This is a genomic window from Mesorhizobium amorphae CCNWGS0123 (assembly GCF_001686985.1).
GTDB lineage: Bacteria > Pseudomonadota > Alphaproteobacteria > Rhizobiales > Rhizobiaceae > Mesorhizobium > Mesorhizobium amorphae.
Genome location: NZ_CP015318.1, coordinates 5,433,932 through 5,450,976 on the forward strand (window position 1 = coordinate 5,433,932; position 17,045 = coordinate 5,450,976).

A 17,045-nucleotide genomic window follows, 5' to 3' on the forward strand; every position below is an offset into this window, starting at 1 on the left:
GAGGAAAAGGATGACTAAGACACGCCAAGACGTCGTCTCGGTCCTCGGATTCATAGAAGACGTGACGATTGCGGAGATCATCGCGTCCGGTGCCTCGCTCGATGAATTGAGAGAGGCTGGGCCAAAAGATGGTCTACCTTGCTGATCTTCGGCCCTGTCATCCATGGCGGCGCTACGGGCACGTCCTCGATGACATCGACCCTGCGCGCCCAAGTCATAAAGGCCTTGTTCGCAGCCTCGACAGACTTCCGACCATCGTACGCCGAGTAGCACGCATCCGATGCTGCTGCGTGGAGGAGGCCGCGCCTTTCAACCGGCCATTCTTCCAGAAACTCTATCGCATCCATGACACACCCGATCTTTTGGACAACATGGCCCTCGTCTTTTACGAAAACCGGCTGTTTGAACGTCGCACTTTCCATTGGTGACCTCCCTTCAAACCGAGGGGCAACTGAATCCTGCCTCGACGTGTGCGGCTTCCTGCAAACGATGCCGGCGAGCTTGGCGAACGCCACGGCAAACCGCGGCGGAAACGGGATTTTCAAAGAGCATCGTTTCCATGCGATCCTTCCGCTCCTGCTCAACTCGACATCCGGCAAGCCGCGCTGGACACATAAAAAGATTGGAAACGCCTCTTTTCAGTTCAAGGGGAGCGGACCCGGCGCCGGCTTTGAATTGTGAAGATGCCGTCTACGGCCTGCCATAGTGAATTTCCGCAGTTGTGAGACCCTTCATCTGCAGCCGGAATTCCCTGGTGACCATGCGTCTCTCCTATCGCGCGCGTTCAGGCATCAGTCTTTGCGGGCGATCTCGGGCCCGCCGTTCCTTGAAGTCACAGCCTGCCTCGGCGCGACTATCGTCCAGTCGGCGAAGTGCATCCATGACGGCGTCAAAGGTTACCGGGCTCGCAGCACCCGGTGGTTTTCGCAGCGTAGGCATGGAGTCGACGGCGCAAGCATCAGAAGCCCATGAGGCAAGAATGGCGCGCTTTTCCTGAATGTCGAGCGTGCGGTCGCCCACCACCTCATCGGGGTGGCTAAAGTGCCGCGCCGGGAACAGCAGGCGGTCAAGCGAAGGGTCAGAGGTTTCAGGGGTGATCGAGGGGATGTTCTTTGACAAGTTTCGTTCCATCGATAGTCTCCGCTTCCTAACAATCTCCTTGGCATCGTTGGTGTTGCAGTGACCCTTTTCGGGGCTCCAACCGCAAAAAAATTTCGTGGAGTTCGGGCCGAATTTCAAGACCTATAAATCGCGCGCCCTGGCAAAATAGCTTCATGAATTCATGTTGCTAGCACTCTGAAATGCCGAGTGCCAAAATTTTTTCAGCGACCTCTTGAAACTCGAAAAATGCAAAACTAGGTCGATATGCGTGCGATGCCTGAAGAAGGGTCGCGGCACCTCTGCACCTGCCCGATATTGCCGGTCCGGTGTGGAGGAACCTCAAGAATCTGTTTGTCCTGAAGGAGAACGACATGACGTTCCGTCCATTGCACGACCGTATCCTGGTTCGCCGCATCGAGGCCGAGGAGAAGACGGCCGGCGGCATCATCATTCCCGACACTGCCAAGGAAAAGCCGCAGGAGGGCGAAGTGATCGCCATCGGCCCGGGCGCGCGCGACGAAAGTGGCAAGCTCACGCCACTCGACGTCAAGGTCGGCGACCGCATCTTGTTCGGCAAATGGTCCGGCACTGAGATCAAGCTCAACGGCGAGGACCTGCTGATCATGAAGGAAAGCGACGTGATGGGCGTGATCGAGCAGACCGCGGCGGTCAAGAAGGCCGCCTGACCGAGGCTCTGGTGCAACCGCAATCCAGTCAATGAACCTGCCTACTGAAGGAGTGATCCAATGGCAGCCAAGGAAGTGAAATTCCATGCCGACGCCCGCGAGCGCATGCTGCGCGGCGTCAACATCCTCGCGGACGCGGTGAAGGTGACGCTCGGCCCCAAGGGCCGCAACGTCGTCATCGACAAGTCGTTCGGCGCCCCGCGCATCACCAAGGACGGCGTCACCGTCGCCAAGGAAATCGAGCTCGAGGACAAGTTCGAGAACATGGGCGCGCAGATGGTGCGCGAGGTTGCTTCGAAAACCAGCGATATCGCCGGTGACGGCACCACGACCGCAACGGTGCTCGCCCAGGCGATCGTCAGGGAAGGTGCGAAGGCCGTTGCCTCGGGGATGAACCCGATGGACCTGAAGCGAGGCATCGATAAGGCCGTCGAGGCGATTGTCCAGGAGTTGAAGACCAACGCCCGCAAGGTGACCAGGAATGACGAGATCGCCCAGGTCGGCACCATCTCGGCCAATGGCGACGCCGAGATCGGTCGCTTCCTCGCCGAGGCGATGCAGAAGGTCGGTAATGAGGGCGTGATTACGGTCGAGGAAGCGAAAACCGCGGAAACTGAACTGGAAGTCGTCGAAGGCATGCAGTTCGACCGTGGCTATCTCAGCCCCTATTTCATCACCAACCAGGACAAGATGCGCGTCGAGCTCGAAGAGCCCTATGTGCTAATCCACGAGAAGAAGCTGTCCAACCTGCAGGCGCTGCTTCCGGTGCTGGAGGCCGTGGTGCAGTCGTCGAAGCCGCTGCTGATCATCGCGGAGGACGTCGAGGGTGAGGCGTTGGCGACGCTGGTCGTCAACAAGCTGCGCGGTGGCCTCAAAGTCGCAGCCGTTAAGGCGCCAGGCTTTGGCGATCGCCGCAAGGCGATGCTGGAAGACATCGCCATCCTCACCGGCGGCACCGCGATCTCGGAAGATCTCGGTATCAAGCTCGAAAACGTCACACTCAACATGCTGGGCCGCGCCAAGAAGGCGGTGATCGAGAAGGAGAACACCACCATCGTCGACGGCGCCGGCTCGAAGAGCGAGATCCAGGGCCGCATCAGCCAGATCAAAGCGCATATCGAGGAGACGACCTCCGACTACGATCGCGAGAAGCTGCAGGAGCGCCTGGCCAAGCTCGCTGGCGGCGTCGCCGTCATCCGCGTCGGCGGCTCGACCGAGGTCGAGGTCAAGGAACGCAAGGACCGCGTCGACGATGCCATGCATGCGACGCGCGCTGCGGTCGAGGAAGGCGTGTTGCCAGGTGGCGGCGTGGCGCTTCTGCGTGCGGCCAAGGCACTGGACAGTGTGCAGGCCGAAAATGAGGACCAGAAGCACGGTATCGAGATAGTGCGCCGCGCGCTCGAGGCGCCCGTGCGACAGATCGCCGAGAACGCCGGCGCGGAAGGTTCGATCATCGTCGGCAAGCTACGCGAGAAATCGGAATTCGGCTGGGGCTGGAACGCACAGACCAATGCGTTCGGCGACCTTTACAACGAGGGCGTCATCGATCCGGTGAAGGTAGTGCGGACCGCGCTCCAGGATGCGGCCTCGGTTGCCGGCCTGCTGGTGACCACTGAAGCGATGGTTGCCGAGAAGCCAAAGAAGGAACCCGCAGTTCCGGCAATGCCGGGTGGCGGGATGGACTTCTGAGGAAACGCAGCGGTGTCCGCGCTCCATGGAGCGCGGACTTTTCCGACATAGGGTGAGGCCATCAACGTGATGAAACTAGACGTTATCCCGCCGCCCTCGCGCGCGGCCACCGACCTGAACTACGAAGCGGATCTGAAAACCGCGCTGGATCCAATCCTTTTGGAACTCCTTGACCAGGCGGAACACGCAGGTTGGGATCGGCGCAAAGCAGCATACACGGTGATGTTTCTGGCCGCGCGGAACCTCACCGACAGCAAAGGCCCCCCTGGAAACGGGAGTTCGACAGGCTAGGGCGCTGCGAACGCGACCTTTCACGGTGCCGTGGCGAGGCTTCCGAGCGACTCAACTAACACCACGTGAACGGAGGAAAACATGCAACACAATCAATTTCAGCATCCAGTGAGGGTGCTCGTGGGTCTTGGGTTTCCGACCGACATTCAAAACGTAAAAGACGCCTTCGTCCTGCTGGATGAATGGCTGCCATCGAAGCGGAACGCTGCTCATGGCGTCGCGCTCAATGCCTGTCGGGCAGCCCTCGCCGGCGAAGTGGATCCCGAAACCGCTCGCAGCACGTTTGTTGCGTTCGCCCGCCGCATGGATTTGCTAGTACCGGCCGCAGGGGACATCGTCGCGGCCAGAGCAGCCGGCGCATTCGGAGCCTCTTTGGGAAACCCCTACAAGCCGATCTTTGTATCTGATCGACATGGCCTATCTGGAGGCCAGGGACAGGGCTGAAACAGTCTAAGAAAGAAAAAAGAGGCCCGCGCCACGGAGGGACCGATGACGCGGGCCGCAGCAGGCTGCTCGGCGCGGCGCGCTCCAGGCGCGGCGCGAGCGTCCGTTGTGTAGCACGCCTCAGAGGCTATAGCGGAGCTGCGTCAGTCAGCCATGCGTGGGCGGTGGTAATGAACCACGGCGGCGAGGATGGTTTCATAGACGCTACCCGTGCCCGTCTCTTCCGCGATTTCTTCCCCCTCAATTCCCAGCTTTTCCGCATCAGCAAACAATTTGGCGGTCGCCTTGCCCGCAGACATGACGTCGGCGCCGACGAGGTCTGGCACGTTGTCGACCAGCCACCGTTCCAAAAAGTCTCTTCAGTTCGAGCGTCAGGTTCCCGCCGAAGGGCTAATCCAATTTGAGGGCGCCCGAACACCGTCGTTTTGCCAAGTAGCAGCGAAGATTGACCGGCCTATAACCTCGCCAGCCGGCCAGCCTAGCCGGCTAGGCCCGGCGGCCGAACCCCGCCCCCAGCCCCAGCCCCGGCCGCTGGGCCGCTGGGCCGCTGGAAACAGCTATCGGCAATTCAGTCGGTTCAGTACTTGAAGGGCAAATTCCAGGAGATGGATGACGTGACAGGGGCCATCTCGATTTCAGAACCACTGACATAGTTACGGCCCGAAATAGCGACCTGAGCGTCAAGTCGCGGAGCTTCTCCCGCTTCACAAGCGTGGGCTTTTGGTAGCCCTTTTTCATTTGCGCCGCCCCTGCTCTTGTTTGAAAGCCCGCCACCCATGTCGGTGCGGCGGGCCTTCGAAGCGCTTGGCTCAGTCGTAGACTTTGATGATGGTGCGGGTGTCCGGATCGACGACGACTGTTCGGTTGTCGATCACGGTGTAGCGGTATTTCACATTGGGGACTTCACGAAGCTCGACCGTATCCGGGAGAGCCGTGCCGACGTTGAGCTCCACGCCAGGAAGCTTCACTGAAGCCAAGGGCTGCTTCTTCACATATTCCCGAATGACTGTTTCCTGTTCCGGCTGGATGACCACCGTGTCGGCGGCCGCCGCGCCGATACCGGCGAGCAACAAAAACCCAGCTGCGGCTGCGGTGAGATGCATTCTCATAGTTTCCTCCTAGTGGTGTGTTGCGCCAGACGACATCGCCTTCACGCCAGAGCTGACCCAACGCCAGGCATTTGTGAACGTTCCCGGGCTGGGCCTTCGGTCGGAATGGGTGTGACTTTGGTGTGCGCAAGATGGTAGGCCGCCTGCCTTGCTATATCACTGCGGTGACCCTGCCCGCCGCATCGAGGCGACAGCCGATTCGCGCCTGCCGGCCTTCGATGACGCCTTGTCTTGCGTAGTCTATTCGCACCTCGATTGGCGCTGTGAGTGTACCCCGACGTTGATGCAAGGCACCTGCGCTTACCGCGTGAACACGGACGGCGCCAAGCGGCGTCGCAGCGGACATGATCGCCGCGCGGCAGGCTTGCACGACTGCAGCTGGCGTACCGGGTCTCGCTTTCAGTGGTGGTCCCAGAGATCCAATGGGATGCCCCTTGGTGAACCCACCCTCGCCGGCTTTGGAAGGTCTGAGGACGGGCGGCAGGACGATCGATTGCCTGGCGGTCTTCGCAGAGGCAGTGGCTGTGGTGACTGCGGCCGGGCTACCGGGAGCGGTAGCCGATCCGTTTTCGGCGGACGGATCGTCGCCCACACCGATACCCGTCGAAAGGCCTCCGCTTGTGTCACCGACGTTGCCGCTGGCAACGCCTGCGTCGAGCGATCCGTTACCTGCGCCGACCGAAGCTCCAACGTTTGCTCCGCCTACACCGTCGGCGCTCGTGCCCACCCCCACAGATCCGCCTTGCGAACCGCCGCTCAATCCAGCACCGACTCCGAGACCGCCGACCTTACCGCCTATACCTGTGTCAAGAGCCAAGGCGGGCCCGATTGCGATCCCCATAAACGCGGCTGCGACGTACTTTTTCATTGTCATCGGATCGGAATCCTCCAACCAAGATAGAACCATTAGATAGCTCTAATGTTCCGCCTCTTTTGGGGTGGATTCACATTCCCCGAGATCGGATCTAAGAATCTGGTCAATGGACATGATCGATGACCTTATAGGGCTGGGAATAGCTGTTGGATTGGCGCTGGCCGGTTAAACGGTCAGGCATACTCAGGGTTGCGGCTCTGACCTCATCCAATGTGAGGCCACCCACCCCCGTTTTGCCAAGTAGGCAGCGACGCAAGCCAGTCGATAACCTCGCCGGCCGGCGAACTTATCGTTTTCCGGTAGGCCCGGCGGCCGAACCCCAAGCCACCCCAGCCCCCGGCCGCCGGGCCGCTGGACGTGCATGCCTCCTCCAACGGCTGGGTTCCGTTAACTGCGACCGGGCGCAGAAATTAACCGCCGCGTGGGAACGCGCCAGGACCGAAAGCCAGACCGCTAGGATACAGATGGGCGCCGGTTGATGGGCAAGCTTTTGGGAACTTGCTTCAACCGGCGCTCACCTGGTGCGCACCGCACCAGCATCAGACTAGCACGAACCCGTGAAGCTTCCTCGATCGAATGGATGAACATGGGTTCATCCATATGGGGCAACCCGGGACTAAGGTCTGATCGTCACGCGCAGAAGTCTGTGGCCAGAAACCTTGGCCTCGCCAGACTGTTGATTAAGCGACCGTCGAGCCAAGTCCCTTCATCGACGATCACAGGGTGCCCGCACTGTGGCCGGGGGGCGTTGCGGGCACCCGCCCATGGAGCAACTATGCGATTTGGAGATATGATAGCGAACACTTTCGCTTGTTGCTTCTGGCGTCTGCTGTGTGGGGCATTTTCTTCGCCTGCGCAAAGGCCCCATGGCCAGAGCACTCCGCGAAGATGGCTCTGCTTTCCCCAACAGCCGCATTCACAACCGCATCGGTCCGCAAAGCCTGCGCAGATGCCTGCCTCCCCAACAAATTCGAGGTCAGGCTCGCGCCGTCGCGGCCGACGCTAGCCCCGTAACCTCACCCAAGAGGATCGAGCGCCGAGAGCCTTCGTTCGTATAGTGTTCTCTGGGCGCAGTTGAGAAATTCGCTATTTCCTTCCCTTCGCCTTAAGCCTATCGGTTTGTGGCCGCCGATACTGCAAATGGTAGGATGAAATCTGTCTGAATTTGGAACGAGGCTTTCAGATATGTCGACTGAGAACACAAACGGCTCGGAGAAGAGACACGAAGGCTTGGTTTCCGAAGCTCAAGCCCGGCGAGATTTTCTCAGAAAGGCGGGGCGGTTCGCGATGGTGACGCCTCCTGCTATTACTCTTCTGCTCGGCACAAGCTTGAACTCCAACGCGATCGCCAAGTCAGGTGGATCGCGTCCCGGACACGGCTGGGGGGACAAGAACGACATTCACCTCGGCCCTCCTGGCGGTGGTCCGAAGAAAAAATAGCCGTCATCCGTCGACGTGTCGCCAGCCAGTTTCGAGCAGAAGCGACACACTAAGACAGCCCGGTGCACACCCACGCCGGGCTTTTCTTTTTCGGTATCGGTGGACGCTAGTTCGCCAGAGATGCTTCACGCGCCCGATCAGCTCGGGCTTGCTCCGCCGGCGGTTCGTGGACCTCGTGAGTTTGCTGCACGAGACTCCTGGCCATAGTCTGCGACGCCGGCGTTCCTCCCCGCGCGCCAGTAGGTGACCAGCCGGCTTCCTGCATAAACATCGGGCCGAGCCGCAGCTCTACAGCAAAGCCCGCCCCGGCGCGTGGGCCGAGGCGGGTTGGGCTCTTCTAGTTGGCGGGACTCTCTAACCAAACCGCCCAAACAGGATGCGGCCGGTCAGTAAATTTGTTCTTAACAAAGGCCCCCCGGCCACCCAACGTTCGCACAATCATATGCTAATATTGTAGTCGAATCGTCACCTTAGGAGGCGCATCATGGATTCGCCGAGCAAGCTGGAGAACCTGCGCTTTACTAGATCCCTGCTGAATGTGCTCCGCCGTCGAATGCACGAGGATGGCCAGGTTCTGCTGACATACCTGATCGACATAGCCTATCTGGAAACCAGCGACCGACTGAAACAGTCCGAGAACGAGAAAAGCCCGCGCCACGGAGGGACCGATGGCGCGGGCCAGCCGATGTTTGACCATCAGCCTACTACGGAACCTGGCAGCAGGCTCCGAGGCATGAAATCAACTATCCGACACCACTAATGTTCCGCAGTCGGTGGGGGCGCATCAATGCGACTGTCCTACCAGAAGGGCATGGAATCGTGGAAGGCGAACTGAATGATGTGCGCGTCAAATATGCACTTGGCCAATGGATGGTGCGAATTGCCGAAGACGGCGTGGTAACGCGGCAGATCTTCCAGTCGAAGCCTCTCGCCGAAGAGTTTGCCGAAGTTGAGCGGATTCGGCTTGAGCTACCAAGCGAGCCACCCGTTGAACCCGCCGAGAGCGGCTAGCTGAAAAAAGGCTCCAGCGCGACGACGCAACCTCCCAAAGCGCTGGAGCCTCTCCCCTGCGCTACACCGCGGGAGCGGCTGGTGTTGGCCAATCGCCACTTCGACGTGTTCGTTCCTTGAGACTACGGTCCCTAGGTTGGTGAGACTGAAGTCTGATTGCCCCCGCAGATGGATCTGACGTCCTAAAACCTCCATCATTAACCGCTTGCTTAAATTAGGCAGTGGGGCGGAGTATTACAGGCCGATGCGACCGAAATACCTCAATCATAAGCTGGAATGCCCATACTGCCTCACCATAAGGCTGAGAATTCCTGCTGATGCTCGTCCAGATACGCCGATTTTTTGTGACGATTGTGGGGAGTACCTTGGCACCTGGGATGAGCTACAAACCGACTTTGAAAAGCAAGGCGGCAACACCGGCGTGTTTCGCATCGAGAAGGGCCGCTTCAAGCGGATCGATTAGCGTTTGTTGCTTGGTTGCCGGCGAACTTTATCCGGTTCTTCACTAAAATCCTGCACCGTGGCATGGCGAAGCTTCGGTTCGCCGCGCAAATATCTGACGCGGGCTGTGATGCCGGGCTTCAGCCATTCCGCCTTTGAGATGGCTTTCGGCAATCCTGGCGGCGGCGTCCGTCCCTTGCGCACACGCTCCCATAGACGCTCGCGCATCTCCCTGGTCAGCGCGACCGTGGCCGAGCCCGCATATTTGCCGCCGCGCGCCATGATGCCTTGCGGCGGCTTGCCGGGCTCCCGCCTGATGCCGAGCAGTTCGAAGTCGCCGATCTCCCAGCACTTGGTCTTCACCCAGATATCGGACGGGCCGCTGTGGTACGGGCTACCGCGTCGCTTCGAGACCATGCCCTCGAGCCCCATCTTGTCGACGGCTGCATAGAACTCGGCGCCGCCACCAACGACGTGCTGGCTATATTGGATGATGCCCTCGGCAGGCTTCACGAGATCCCAGAGCATCGCCTTGCGCTCAAGCGCCGGCAGCGACCGCAAATCCCAACCGTCAAGGTGCAGGATGTCGAAGGCAACAAAGGCGAGTAGCTCCGCGTTCCAAGCCATGCGCGAATGCATCCGATGGAATTTCGGCCTGCCGTCCGGATCCGGAGCGATCACCTCGCCGTCGAGGATGAGCGACTTCGCGGGAAGCTTTTCGACCGCGGCAACGATAGGCCAGTAGCGCTTCGACCAGTCGATGCCCGTCCTGGTGAACGCGCGCGCGCCGGCCCAATCGAGGATCAGCTGAGTGCGGAAGCCGTCGAATTTGATTTCGTGCAGCCAGTCGTCGCTGACCGGCGGCTCCAGGACCAGGATCGGCTCCTGCGGTTTGATAAACCTCAACCGGGCTTCGCCGGCCCCGTTACGCATCGGAACTCCACGCAAAAACTTGAATTTGATTCAATAGCGCGGAGCCGTTTCCGTTCCATTAGCTGTTGCTGAAATTCTTCTAGAGAAAAAGCCCTGCCGCCCTCACGCCTGGCTCTTCTTCGGCTCAATGTCGGGGGCCTGTTTTGCCTTGCGCAACGCTTTCAGTCTTGCCGTTCATTGCGCTCGGCGGCTTCTTTGTCCCTGATCTCGCGAGCGACCTGATTCATTCGCTCAAATCGTTCATCCCGTTCCGATTGCTTCGACATAACCATTTTTTCAACCCGCCAAACCGGCTTCGTCCTGCACGATGGCATCCAGGATCGTCTCATAGACGCTGCCTGTGTCCTCCTCGATCTCGGTGCTGCTGATGCCCAAAGCCCTGGCATCGGCGAATAGCTTTTGGGCCAGTTCGGCGACCGAGATTATGTCCGCGCGCGTGGTGTCGGGGACGTTGTTTCTGATCCATTTGTGCAAGAAGTCGGTGCCGCGCTTACTCATCTCAAAATAAGCTGGCTGAGTGTTTTAGGTTCCGCTAAAAAACCCGCTCCGGTTAACACGGCCGGAGCGGGCTCTGATCCCGGGCTGTGCGTCCCGAGGCGGCGCCCAAGCATTTGGAGCCATGTTGGTGCGCCACAATCACCAAAGATCGAGGCGAGCGGATTGTTCCGGCACGAAATGAAAAAACCCGCGCCACGGAGGGACCGATGACTCCTCCAGCCTGCTACGGACAGCGCGGAAGCGTCTCGCGCGTCCTGGCGCCCGTCTGTGGCCGCGCCATGTCATGGCGCTGATAATTCGCGTATGATGGCGGCAATCAGTCAGGGGAGGCAGCGAATTTGCGAGCAATCGAATTTTGTGCGGCCGTCGCTCTGTGCATCGTGCCATCCAGCCAACTACTGGCGGCGGATGAGGTTTCCGTCGAACGCGGTTTGTATGTTTCAATCATCGGCGGCTGCCATTTCTGCCACACGGAAGGATACCGTGAAGCCGATGGGAAGATCGACCCGGAGAAAGCATTGAAAGGCTCTTCCATTGGCTGGCAGGGTCCATGGGGGACGACCTATGCAGCAAACCTCAGGGACTCGGCGATGGGCTTTAACGAGGACAAGTGGGTCGACCACCTCAAGAACAAGGTCAATTTGCCGCCGATGCCCTGGTACCAAGTCCAAGCCATGAGCGACAGCGACTTGCGGTCCATCTATCTCTACATCAAGTCGCTCGGACCACCCGGCGAGTTGGCCCCGTTTTACCGGGAGCCCGGCAAGGAACCGAGGACCCCCTATGTCACACTAGTGCCACCTCAGACACCGAAGAAGAAGTAACGACCTATCGCCCCTTCGGCTTCGGTGTGATCTCCTCGATCTGCGCCTAGAGCCCTGGATGACCCGCTTCGCAGCCCCCCTATCAGAAGCGCGAGATTGCCTAGCGGCTATACGCCTTCGACGATAACTGAATCGTAATCAGGGGCGGACGTGCCGCGCGTATGCCGCAAGGCCAAGTAGCCCGCTGCCGCCGTGCGTGCCGCTTCGATGCTGTCGAACTCAATGACCACGATGCGGTTATGGAGCGTGCCTTCGATGGCCTCAGTCCGGCCGCCATTCACCAGCAGCGTGCCGCCGGCCTTCTTCCTAACTTCCACTGCCGCGTTCTTGTATTTTTCAAAACCGTCTGGATCGGTGACGTTGATGCTCGCAACGATGTATTCCTTGGGCCTGGCTCGCTCCCGGCCGCGTGATTTCGGGCGAATTGTATCATGGAATGGGCAGCATTGGCCGCCGTTCTATACCGGCGATGCGGGCGTCTGCGAAGCTTGCGTTTTCATTCGCCGCTGGGAACTGTCGGGGTATGACACGCCGGTCTATTGCCGAAGAGCTTGAAAACGCCGCCGATCGCATCGCGGACATCTCGCGCGCGGATCTTCAGATCATCCTCCGTCGGGCGGCATTGATGCTCCGGAACGTCGCTGGCGTGCCGCTGGACCCGATGGTTGCAGACGCGCTGGATTCTATAGCTGACGAGATGAACATCGGCCGGTCCGATCTCATTCAGATCGTGCTGCGCGAGTGGCTGGAGGCCAACGCTTATCTGCCGGTGCGAAGGATCGACGAGGACAGCGAGATGGACGGCAGCGCGTAGCTTCTTCGATGTCCTCGATCCGTAAACGATTGGGCTTGTCCAGACATGCGCTCGAGAAGGGGCCCCCCTTCAGTTGGCGGCCCCAAGGGGAAAACGCTTAGGCAGGTATCAGAACGGTGATCCGGTGGATCCCGACTTCCTTGCTTATGTTCGTAGCGTGGTCCGTTTTGCCTTTGCCGCAGGTATAGTACTCGCCCTTCTTGACGTTAAATTCCTTATCGGGGTTCGTCTTCTTAATCGTGAACTCACCGGCAGTGATGAAGCAGACCATGTCATTGTCCATGACGGATTCTACGTCGGCAGCCCCAGGTTGGAATACTGCATCGAGCACCAGAACACTTTTCATGCCTGTCATATCCGAGTCCCAAGTGCCTACCTCCACTATGCGAACGCCGGGGGCAATTTCCTTACCGTCATTTGGGCCATATGTCGGGACGATCTCCGCAGATCCGGCGGGCGTCGCCAAAGCGAGTAGAGGCGTCGCGGCGGCTGTCGCTAGACCGACTTTCAATGCAGACCGACGATTCATTTTCATCGCATCCTCCTATTGTTGGTCGCACGTGAGCGAGACACTTCATATTAGCAGGTATGCATCTAATTGGCGCTTGCCATTTATCCCCATCCCTGGCCTTGCCTTTAGGCGTTGGGGCTGGTGTCGGGCGCGAAGGCTGGAGCCTAACCTACGCGATCACACCATACGGAAACGGACCTCCTTACCCTACTTCAACATGGCGGCGGACTTTTGAGCCCGTCACTGGCCGGCGCCTTTACCCCAAGCCCCCCGCCCAACGGGCGTCGGCCAACTCCATCAGAGATGATCCTAACGCTTCTCGAAAGTCGGTTTCCAGTTGCGGTTCCTCTCCCGCTGCTGGCCTTCGTAGTCAGGAATGCATGTGAGGAATACCGGACTGCGGTTGCGGCCTTCGGCCTTGCATTTCGAGCAGCCAAAGAGGCCGACCAGATCGTCATGCATTGAGCCGTGGTCGGCGCCCAGCCTGTCGATAAGCGTCTGGATATCTAGCTTTGTGGATCTGCGGCACATCGGATGCGCGCAATTGACATAGAGGTTTTCATTGGCGGCAAGGGTGTCGGCGAGGGTCTTTTGGGCGCGCGCCTACGCCGGGGACCAGCAGAAGGTCGGCGAAGTCTGCCGGGCCACGATCCGCGGCCGCTACGATATTGCCATGCAGGCGACGCATGACGACATCGCATTCGCGCACATCATGGTGCGCCGGCATGACCAGATGCGGCAGCATCGGCTGTTCCGGGGCAGCCACAGTGCCGCGCTCCAGGGCGGAAAGCTCTCTCACAATCCGGTCCGGCCCAAGATCGCGCAGAAGTTCCAACTGTCCCTGGCGCGAAGCATCGGCGCGCCTATCGGCCAGGTTAACGATCTCGCCCTGGTTGGTACCTTCGATTGCGGCGTGCGGTTCGTCGACGAAGCTTTTCAGGCCTTCCGACAGCCAGTGATAGCGTCGCGCGACCCTGCTGTCGCCGTTCATACCTTGCTGCACAACGACCTAGCTCCCATCGTCGGTGACAATGAACCCATGCAGATAGAGATCGAAGCCGTCCTGAACGGCGGCACTGTCCACTTTGGCGACGAGCCGGCTGGCGGTCCCCAATCCCTCCCCGTCGAAGCCAACGCGTTCGCCAATCGCGGCAAGCTCATGCGGAGTTTTGCGCGAATGCGCGCCACGGCCGCCGCAGACATGGATGCCAAGCTCGCCGGAGAGCGGCGTCAGGCCGCGTTTCAGGGCGCCGACGACGCTGGTCGTGATCCCCGAGGAATGCCAGTCCATGCCCATGACGGCACCGAAAGACTGGAACCAGAAAGGATGCGCCAGGCGACGCAGCAACTCGTCGCGGCCGTAGTGATGGATGATGGCCTCGCACATGACCGCGCCAAGGCGCGTCATGCGATCACCGAGCCATTTCGGGACGCGTCCGCCATGAAGCGGAAGATCAGCACTTCCCGATCGCTGTGCCACCTGTTTCTCCGATTAAGTCCAACGCTGTATCTGATGAGGAACGAATTCCGACGCCGCCCGTTCGATCGTGAGATTAGCTGGTCAACGGGATGACGAAAATGGCTACGGCACGAGCTGCTTGGAAGGGCTTCCTGAAGATCGGATCGGTGTCATGCGGTGTCAAAATCGTCGGCGCCGTCACCGAGGCCGAGAAGATCCATTTTAGAATTCTGAACCGAAAGGACGGGCACCCGGTGAAGAGTGCCTATGTCGACGAAGAGACCGGAGACATCGTCGACGCGGAGGACCAGATCAAGGGATTTGAGGCCGAAAAGGATGAATTCATCCACATCGAGCCGGACGAGATCAAGAAAATCAAGCTGGTGTCGCAGCACACGCTTGAGGTCGACGAGTTCGTCTCGATTGCTGATATCGACACACGCTATCTGGAAAAGCCCTACTACCTTGTCCCCGCCGATGACGCTTCGCTCGAAGCCTTTGCTGTGATCCGTGACGCCATGGCCAGGAAAAAGGTCGCTGCACGTTCCTGTGTGGTTCTCTATCAGCGCGGCCGGGAGGTCCTTATCCAGCCCTTCGGCAAAGGGATGCTTTTGACGGAGTTGCGCACCCACGACGAAATGATCTCCGCCGAGACCGTCTTCAAGGATCTGAAGGCCCGCAAGGTCGATCCGGAAATGGCGGAAATCGCCGAGCTGCTGATCGAAAAGAAGCCGGCCAAATTCGACCCGTCGAAGTTCGAGGATACTTACGAAAACGCGCTGATTGCCATGATCGACGCGAAGCGCAAGGGCAAGAAACCGCCGAAGCCGGCGCCCAGGCCAAAGACCAACGTTGTCGACCTCACTTCCATCTTGCGCAACAGTCTCGCTCAGGAAGGCGGCAAAGCTGCAACCCGCGCCAAGTCGTCCGCGCGTTCGCGCAAAAGAGCATAACGTCGGCCCTGGCAAAGCAACTCTCAAGGAGCCGCAGGGCGTATGATGTAGCTGGCCAGATCAGAGGCGAGGAACAGATATGCGCCCGCCACGTCGCGCGTGTCGCCCAATCGGCTGAGCGGGATGCCCTTGATGATGTCGGCGCGCATGGCGTCGGTCAGCTTATCGCCTGTAATGTCGGTCTGGATCAGCCCAGGCGTCACGCAGTTGATGCGGATTCCGTCGGGTCCGAATTCGCGCGCCATGGCCTTGGCAAGTCCGAGCACGCCCGCCTTGGCAGCCGAATAGTGCGGCCCGCCGAAGATGCCACCGCCGCGCTGCGCCGAAACCGACGACATGCAGATGATCGAGCCGCCGCCATTTTCCCGCATAGGTGGGATGAAGGCCGGCGACATTGGACGGGTAACTGACCGGGCTCGGGCACGACGTCAATCTTCAGGCGGCTGTGGCGGAACCGTGGATCGAACAGGCGGCGACGGTGGCGCGCTCGCTCTACGCAGCGCCGAACCGCCTGACCCGGCACTCGATCACCAATCTCGACCTCAAGGCGGCCGAAGCGGTGCGCGGCCCTGGCGAACTGCCGGGCCTGCTCGCCTTCGAAACCGCGATGGATGAGCTTGCCTATGCGGTTGATATCGACCCCGTGGAGTTGCGGCTCAAGAACGACACCGCGATCGATCCCGAGTTGGGCGTGCCTTTGAATGGACGGCGACTGGCCGATTGCCTGCGCGAGGGTGCGAAACGCTTCGGCTGGGATAAACGGCCGAAGACGCCGGGTAGCCGTCGCGAGGGAGATCACCTGGTCGGCTACGGCATGGCGGCCGGGATCCGCATGCATTTCCAGGGGCCGACGGGCGTCATAGTCCGCGTAGAGCCGGACGGCCGCGTGATCGTGCGCTCCGACACTCCAGACATCGGCACCGGCACCTACACCATCGCGGCGCAGATCGCGGCGGAAAGCTTAGGGATCGGCGTTGACCAGGTGACCGTCCAATTGGCGCATTCGGACTTTCCGTCGAGCGCCGGCGCCGACGGCTCCTGGGGCGCGTCCAACCTGTCGATCGCGCTCGACCGGGCGTGTCAGCAGATCAGGAGCAAAATCGCCGATGCCGCCGGACCTAGCGCTACCCCCAACGACATCCTCGCTGAGGTTGTCCGGTGGTTTCCAGAAGGCGTTGAAGCCACCGGACAAACTATTGGCCAAGCCGACGATCCGAACTTCAGGAATTACTCCCAGAACACCTATGGCGCGGCGTTTGCAGAAGTCACCGTCGACATCGCCACCGGCGAAGTCCGGTTGCGGCGCATGACCGGCGTGTTCGCGGCCGGCCGCATCGTCAATGCCAAGACCGCGCGCTCACAGTTGATGGGCGGCATGATCTGGGGCGTGAGCTCGGCACTGCACGAGGCAGCCCATGTAGACCCGCGCTACGGCAACTGGGTGACCGGCGATCTCGCCGAATATCTTATGCCGGTGCACGCCGATATTCCGGCCATCGAGACGGTGTTGCTCGACGACTATGACAAACACGCCAACCACCTCGGCATCAAGGGCGTTGGCGAACTTGGCGTCTGCGGCACGGGGGCGGCGGTCAGCAACGCAGTGTTCAACGCAACCGACATCCGGGTCCGGGACTTTCCGATCACCCTGTCCAAGCTGCTGTCGGGACTTCCGCCGATGAGGACGGCGGCGTGACCACTCTCCGAACGCAGCAACTGGACAAGGACCGCGCTACTCGCGCGGACTGCGGATCCTACCTCCTACTGGGATCGGCGGCGAGGACGCCTACAGAGGATCTTTGAACAAGCACATTGCGTCAAATTAACAGTCCCGGAGGCGCTACGTGGCCAATTTACGCTATTGCCGTCGTCCCGGTCACTCCCACTCGACTGTTCCTAAACCAGCTAGGCGATTGATATAGCTTGGTTTTTCTTGCCTCATGCGCAGTACGGAGATCTCCGTCCCG

General features: G+C 60.1%; 20 protein-coding genes and 2 pseudogenes. 12 read left to right on the forward strand and 10 right to left on the reverse strand.

What is annotated here, in order from left to right; all coding sequences use genetic code 11:
• Positions 1-77: 77 nt before the first annotated feature.
• On the reverse strand, positions 78-422 hold the full coding sequence (locus tag A6B35_RS25380; protein WP_006204409.1) for a DUF982 domain-containing protein: 345 nt from the start codon (positions 420-422) through the stop codon (positions 78-80).
• Here A6B35_RS25380 and A6B35_RS25385 point away from each other — a divergent pair.
• Positions 403-681 (forward strand): hypothetical protein, encoded by a 279-nt coding sequence (locus tag A6B35_RS25385; RefSeq protein ID WP_139032242.1) that lies wholly within the window; start codon positions 403-405, stop codon positions 679-681. The two genes, A6B35_RS25380 and A6B35_RS25385, sit on opposite strands and share 20 nt — an antisense overlap.
• A gap of 90 nt (positions 682-771) precedes the next feature.
• On the opposite strand, the gene A6B35_RS25390 is transcribed toward A6B35_RS25385, so the two are convergent.
• On the reverse strand, positions 772-1,131 hold the full coding sequence (locus A6B35_RS25390) for a hypothetical protein (protein ID WP_006204407.1): 360 nt from the start codon (positions 1,129-1,131) through the stop codon (positions 772-774).
• Between the two features lie 341 nt (positions 1,132-1,472).
• Here A6B35_RS25390 and groES point away from each other — a divergent pair, with 341 nt between their 5' ends.
• The 4 genes from groES to A6B35_RS25410 all read left to right on the forward strand — a co-directional run bounded on the left by groES (position 1,473) and on the right by A6B35_RS25410 (position 4,211).
• Positions 1,473-1,787 carry a co-chaperone GroES gene (gene groES, locus A6B35_RS25395; protein ID WP_006204406.1) on the forward strand — a complete coding sequence of 105 codons (315 nt, stop codon included), beginning with the start codon at positions 1,473-1,475 and terminating at the stop codon, positions 1,785-1,787.
• Between the two features lie 60 nt (positions 1,788-1,847).
• Positions 1,848-3,476, forward strand: a complete 1,629-nt coding sequence (gene groL, locus A6B35_RS25400; RefSeq protein WP_006204405.1) for a chaperonin GroEL — start codon at positions 1,848-1,850, stop codon at positions 3,474-3,476.
• 69 nt (positions 3,477-3,545) lie between these two features.
• Positions 3,546-3,767, forward strand: a complete 222-nt coding sequence (locus A6B35_RS25405) for a hypothetical protein (protein WP_006204403.1) — start codon at positions 3,546-3,548, stop codon at positions 3,765-3,767.
• A gap of 81 nt (positions 3,768-3,848) precedes the next feature.
• Positions 3,849-4,211, forward strand: coding sequence for a DUF982 domain-containing protein (locus A6B35_RS25410; RefSeq protein ID WP_006204402.1), 363 nt, complete (start codon positions 3,849-3,851; stop codon positions 4,209-4,211).
• Positions 4,212-4,354: 143 nt separating this feature from the next.
• On the opposite strand, the gene A6B35_RS25415 is transcribed toward A6B35_RS25410, so the two are convergent.
• Together A6B35_RS25415 and A6B35_RS25420 are read right to left on the reverse strand one after the other, a co-directional pair.
• Entirely contained in the window at positions 4,355-4,561 is a 207-nt protein-coding gene (locus tag A6B35_RS25415) for a DUF768 domain-containing protein (protein WP_006204401.1), read from the reverse strand.
• 459 nt (positions 4,562-5,020) lie between these two features.
• Entirely contained in the window at positions 5,021-5,320 is a 300-nt protein-coding gene (locus tag A6B35_RS25420; RefSeq protein WP_040583451.1) for a DUF1236 domain-containing protein, read from the reverse strand.
• A gap of 2,798 nt (positions 5,321-8,118) precedes the next feature.
• On the opposite strand from A6B35_RS25420, the gene A6B35_RS25425 reads away from it, so the two are divergent.
• The 3 genes from A6B35_RS25425 (at position 8,119) to A6B35_RS25435 (ending at position 9,108) form a co-directional block, all read left to right on the forward strand.
• Positions 8,119-8,394: a hypothetical protein gene (locus tag A6B35_RS25425; protein WP_006204399.1), complete on the forward strand. Its 276-nt coding sequence runs from the start codon at positions 8,119-8,121 to the stop codon at positions 8,392-8,394.
• 59 nt (positions 8,395-8,453) lie between these two features.
• Positions 8,454-8,645 (forward strand): hypothetical protein, encoded by a 192-nt coding sequence (locus A6B35_RS25430; protein WP_006204398.1) that lies wholly within the window; start codon positions 8,454-8,456, stop codon positions 8,643-8,645.
• A 244-nt stretch (positions 8,646-8,889) separates the two neighbouring features.
• Positions 8,890-9,108, forward strand: a complete 219-nt coding sequence (locus A6B35_RS25435) for a hypothetical protein (protein ID WP_006204397.1) — start codon at positions 8,890-8,892, stop codon at positions 9,106-9,108.
• Here the strand turns inward: A6B35_RS25435 and A6B35_RS25440 are convergent.
• Together A6B35_RS25440 and A6B35_RS25445 are read right to left on the reverse strand one after the other, a co-directional pair.
• Positions 9,105-9,992 carry an ATP-dependent DNA ligase gene (locus A6B35_RS25440; protein WP_006204396.1) on the reverse strand — a complete coding sequence of 296 codons (888 nt, stop codon included), beginning with the start codon at positions 9,990-9,992 and terminating at the stop codon, positions 9,105-9,107. The two genes, A6B35_RS25435 and A6B35_RS25440, sit on opposite strands and share 4 nt — an antisense overlap.
• Positions 9,993-10,295: 303 nt before the next feature.
• The gene (locus A6B35_RS25445) at positions 10,296-10,517 is read right to left on the reverse strand and encodes a DUF768 domain-containing protein (protein WP_006204393.1); all 222 of its coding nucleotides are present in this window, start codon (positions 10,515-10,517) and stop codon (positions 10,296-10,298) included.
• A gap of 338 nt (positions 10,518-10,855) precedes the next feature.
• Between A6B35_RS25445 and A6B35_RS25450 the strand changes: the two genes are divergently transcribed.
• The gene (locus tag A6B35_RS25450) at positions 10,856-11,341 is read left to right on the forward strand and encodes a hypothetical protein (protein ID WP_006204392.1); all 486 of its coding nucleotides are present in this window, start codon (positions 10,856-10,858) and stop codon (positions 11,339-11,341) included.
• 107 nt (positions 11,342-11,448) lie between these two features.
• On the opposite strand, the gene A6B35_RS25455 is transcribed toward A6B35_RS25450, so the two are convergent.
• Positions 11,449-11,766: a DUF1330 domain-containing protein gene (locus tag A6B35_RS25455; protein ID WP_063825589.1), complete on the reverse strand. Its 318-nt coding sequence runs from the start codon at positions 11,764-11,766 to the stop codon at positions 11,449-11,451.
• 98 nt (positions 11,767-11,864) lie between these two features.
• Between A6B35_RS25455 and A6B35_RS25460 the strand changes: the two genes are divergently transcribed.
• Positions 11,865-12,155, forward strand: a complete 291-nt coding sequence (locus tag A6B35_RS25460; RefSeq protein WP_006204390.1) for a ribbon-helix-helix protein, CopG family — start codon at positions 11,865-11,867, stop codon at positions 12,153-12,155.
• Positions 12,156-12,252: 97 nt separating this feature from the next.
• Here the strand turns inward: A6B35_RS25460 and A6B35_RS25465 are convergent, their stop codons facing one another.
• Both A6B35_RS25465 and A6B35_RS25475 read right to left on the reverse strand, forming a co-directional pair.
• Positions 12,253-12,690, reverse strand: a complete 438-nt coding sequence (locus A6B35_RS25465; protein ID WP_006204389.1) for a hypothetical protein — start codon at positions 12,688-12,690, stop codon at positions 12,253-12,255.
• A gap of 571 nt (positions 12,691-13,261) precedes the next feature.
• A pseudogene (locus A6B35_RS25475) lies at positions 13,262-14,146 on the reverse strand (DUF763 domain-containing protein); the annotation flags it as partial.
• A gap of 98 nt (positions 14,147-14,244) precedes the next feature.
• On the opposite strand from A6B35_RS25475, the gene ku reads away from it, so the two are divergent.
• Positions 14,245-15,078, forward strand: coding sequence for a non-homologous end joining protein Ku (gene ku, locus A6B35_RS25480; RefSeq protein ID WP_006204387.1), 834 nt, complete (start codon positions 14,245-14,247; stop codon positions 15,076-15,078).
• Between the two features lie 23 nt (positions 15,079-15,101).
• On the opposite strand, the pseudogene A6B35_RS25485 reads toward ku, so the two are convergent.
• Positions 15,102-15,473, reverse strand: a pseudogene (locus A6B35_RS25485) (SDR family oxidoreductase); the annotation flags it as partial.
• Positions 15,474-15,523: 50 nt separating this feature from the next.
• Here A6B35_RS25485 and A6B35_RS25490 point away from each other — a divergent pair.
• Positions 15,524-16,774: a xanthine dehydrogenase family protein molybdopterin-binding subunit gene (locus A6B35_RS25490; protein ID WP_006204385.1), complete on the forward strand. Its 1,251-nt coding sequence runs from the start codon at positions 15,524-15,526 to the stop codon at positions 16,772-16,774.
• Positions 16,775-17,045: the final 271 nt, after the last annotated feature.

Excerpts from the sequence above, each read along its gene's own strand:
- A6B35_RS25425 (WP_006204399.1), top strand. The coding sequence starts at position 8,119 with ATGGATTCGCCGAGCAAGCTGGAGAACCTGCGCTTTACTAGATCCCTG.
- A6B35_RS25410 (WP_006204402.1), top strand. The coding sequence starts at position 3,849 with ATGCAACACAATCAATTTCAGCATCCAGTGAGGGTGCTCGTGGGTCTT.
- ku (WP_006204387.1), top strand. The coding sequence starts at position 14,245 with ATGGCTACGGCACGAGCTGCTTGGAAGGGCTTCCTGAAGATCGGATCG.
- A6B35_RS25435 (WP_006204397.1), top strand. The coding sequence starts at position 8,890 with ATGCGACCGAAATACCTCAATCATAAGCTGGAATGCCCATACTGCCTC.
- groES (WP_006204406.1), top strand. The coding sequence starts at position 1,473 with ATGACGTTCCGTCCATTGCACGACCGTATCCTGGTTCGCCGCATCGAG.
- A6B35_RS25445 (WP_006204393.1), bottom strand. The coding sequence starts at position 10,517 with ATGAGTAAGCGCGGCACCGACTTCTTGCACAAATGGATCAGAAACAAC.
- A6B35_RS25465 (WP_006204389.1), bottom strand. The coding sequence starts at position 12,690 with ATGAAAATGAATCGTCGGTCTGCATTGAAAGTCGGTCTAGCGACAGCC.
- A6B35_RS25405 (WP_006204403.1), top strand. The coding sequence starts at position 3,546 with ATGAAACTAGACGTTATCCCGCCGCCCTCGCGCGCGGCCACCGACCTG.
- A6B35_RS25390 (WP_006204407.1), bottom strand. The coding sequence starts at position 1,131 with ATGGAACGAAACTTGTCAAAGAACATCCCCTCGATCACCCCTGAAACC.
- groL (WP_006204405.1), top strand. The coding sequence starts at position 1,848 with ATGGCAGCCAAGGAAGTGAAATTCCATGCCGACGCCCGCGAGCGCATG.
- A6B35_RS25420 (WP_040583451.1), bottom strand. The coding sequence starts at position 5,320 with ATGAGAATGCATCTCACCGCAGCCGCAGCTGGGTTTTTGTTGCTCGCC.
- A6B35_RS25460 (WP_006204390.1), top strand. The coding sequence starts at position 11,865 with ATGACACGCCGGTCTATTGCCGAAGAGCTTGAAAACGCCGCCGATCGC.
- A6B35_RS25380 (WP_006204409.1), bottom strand. The coding sequence starts at position 422 with ATGGAAAGTGCGACGTTCAAACAGCCGGTTTTCGTAAAAGACGAGGGC.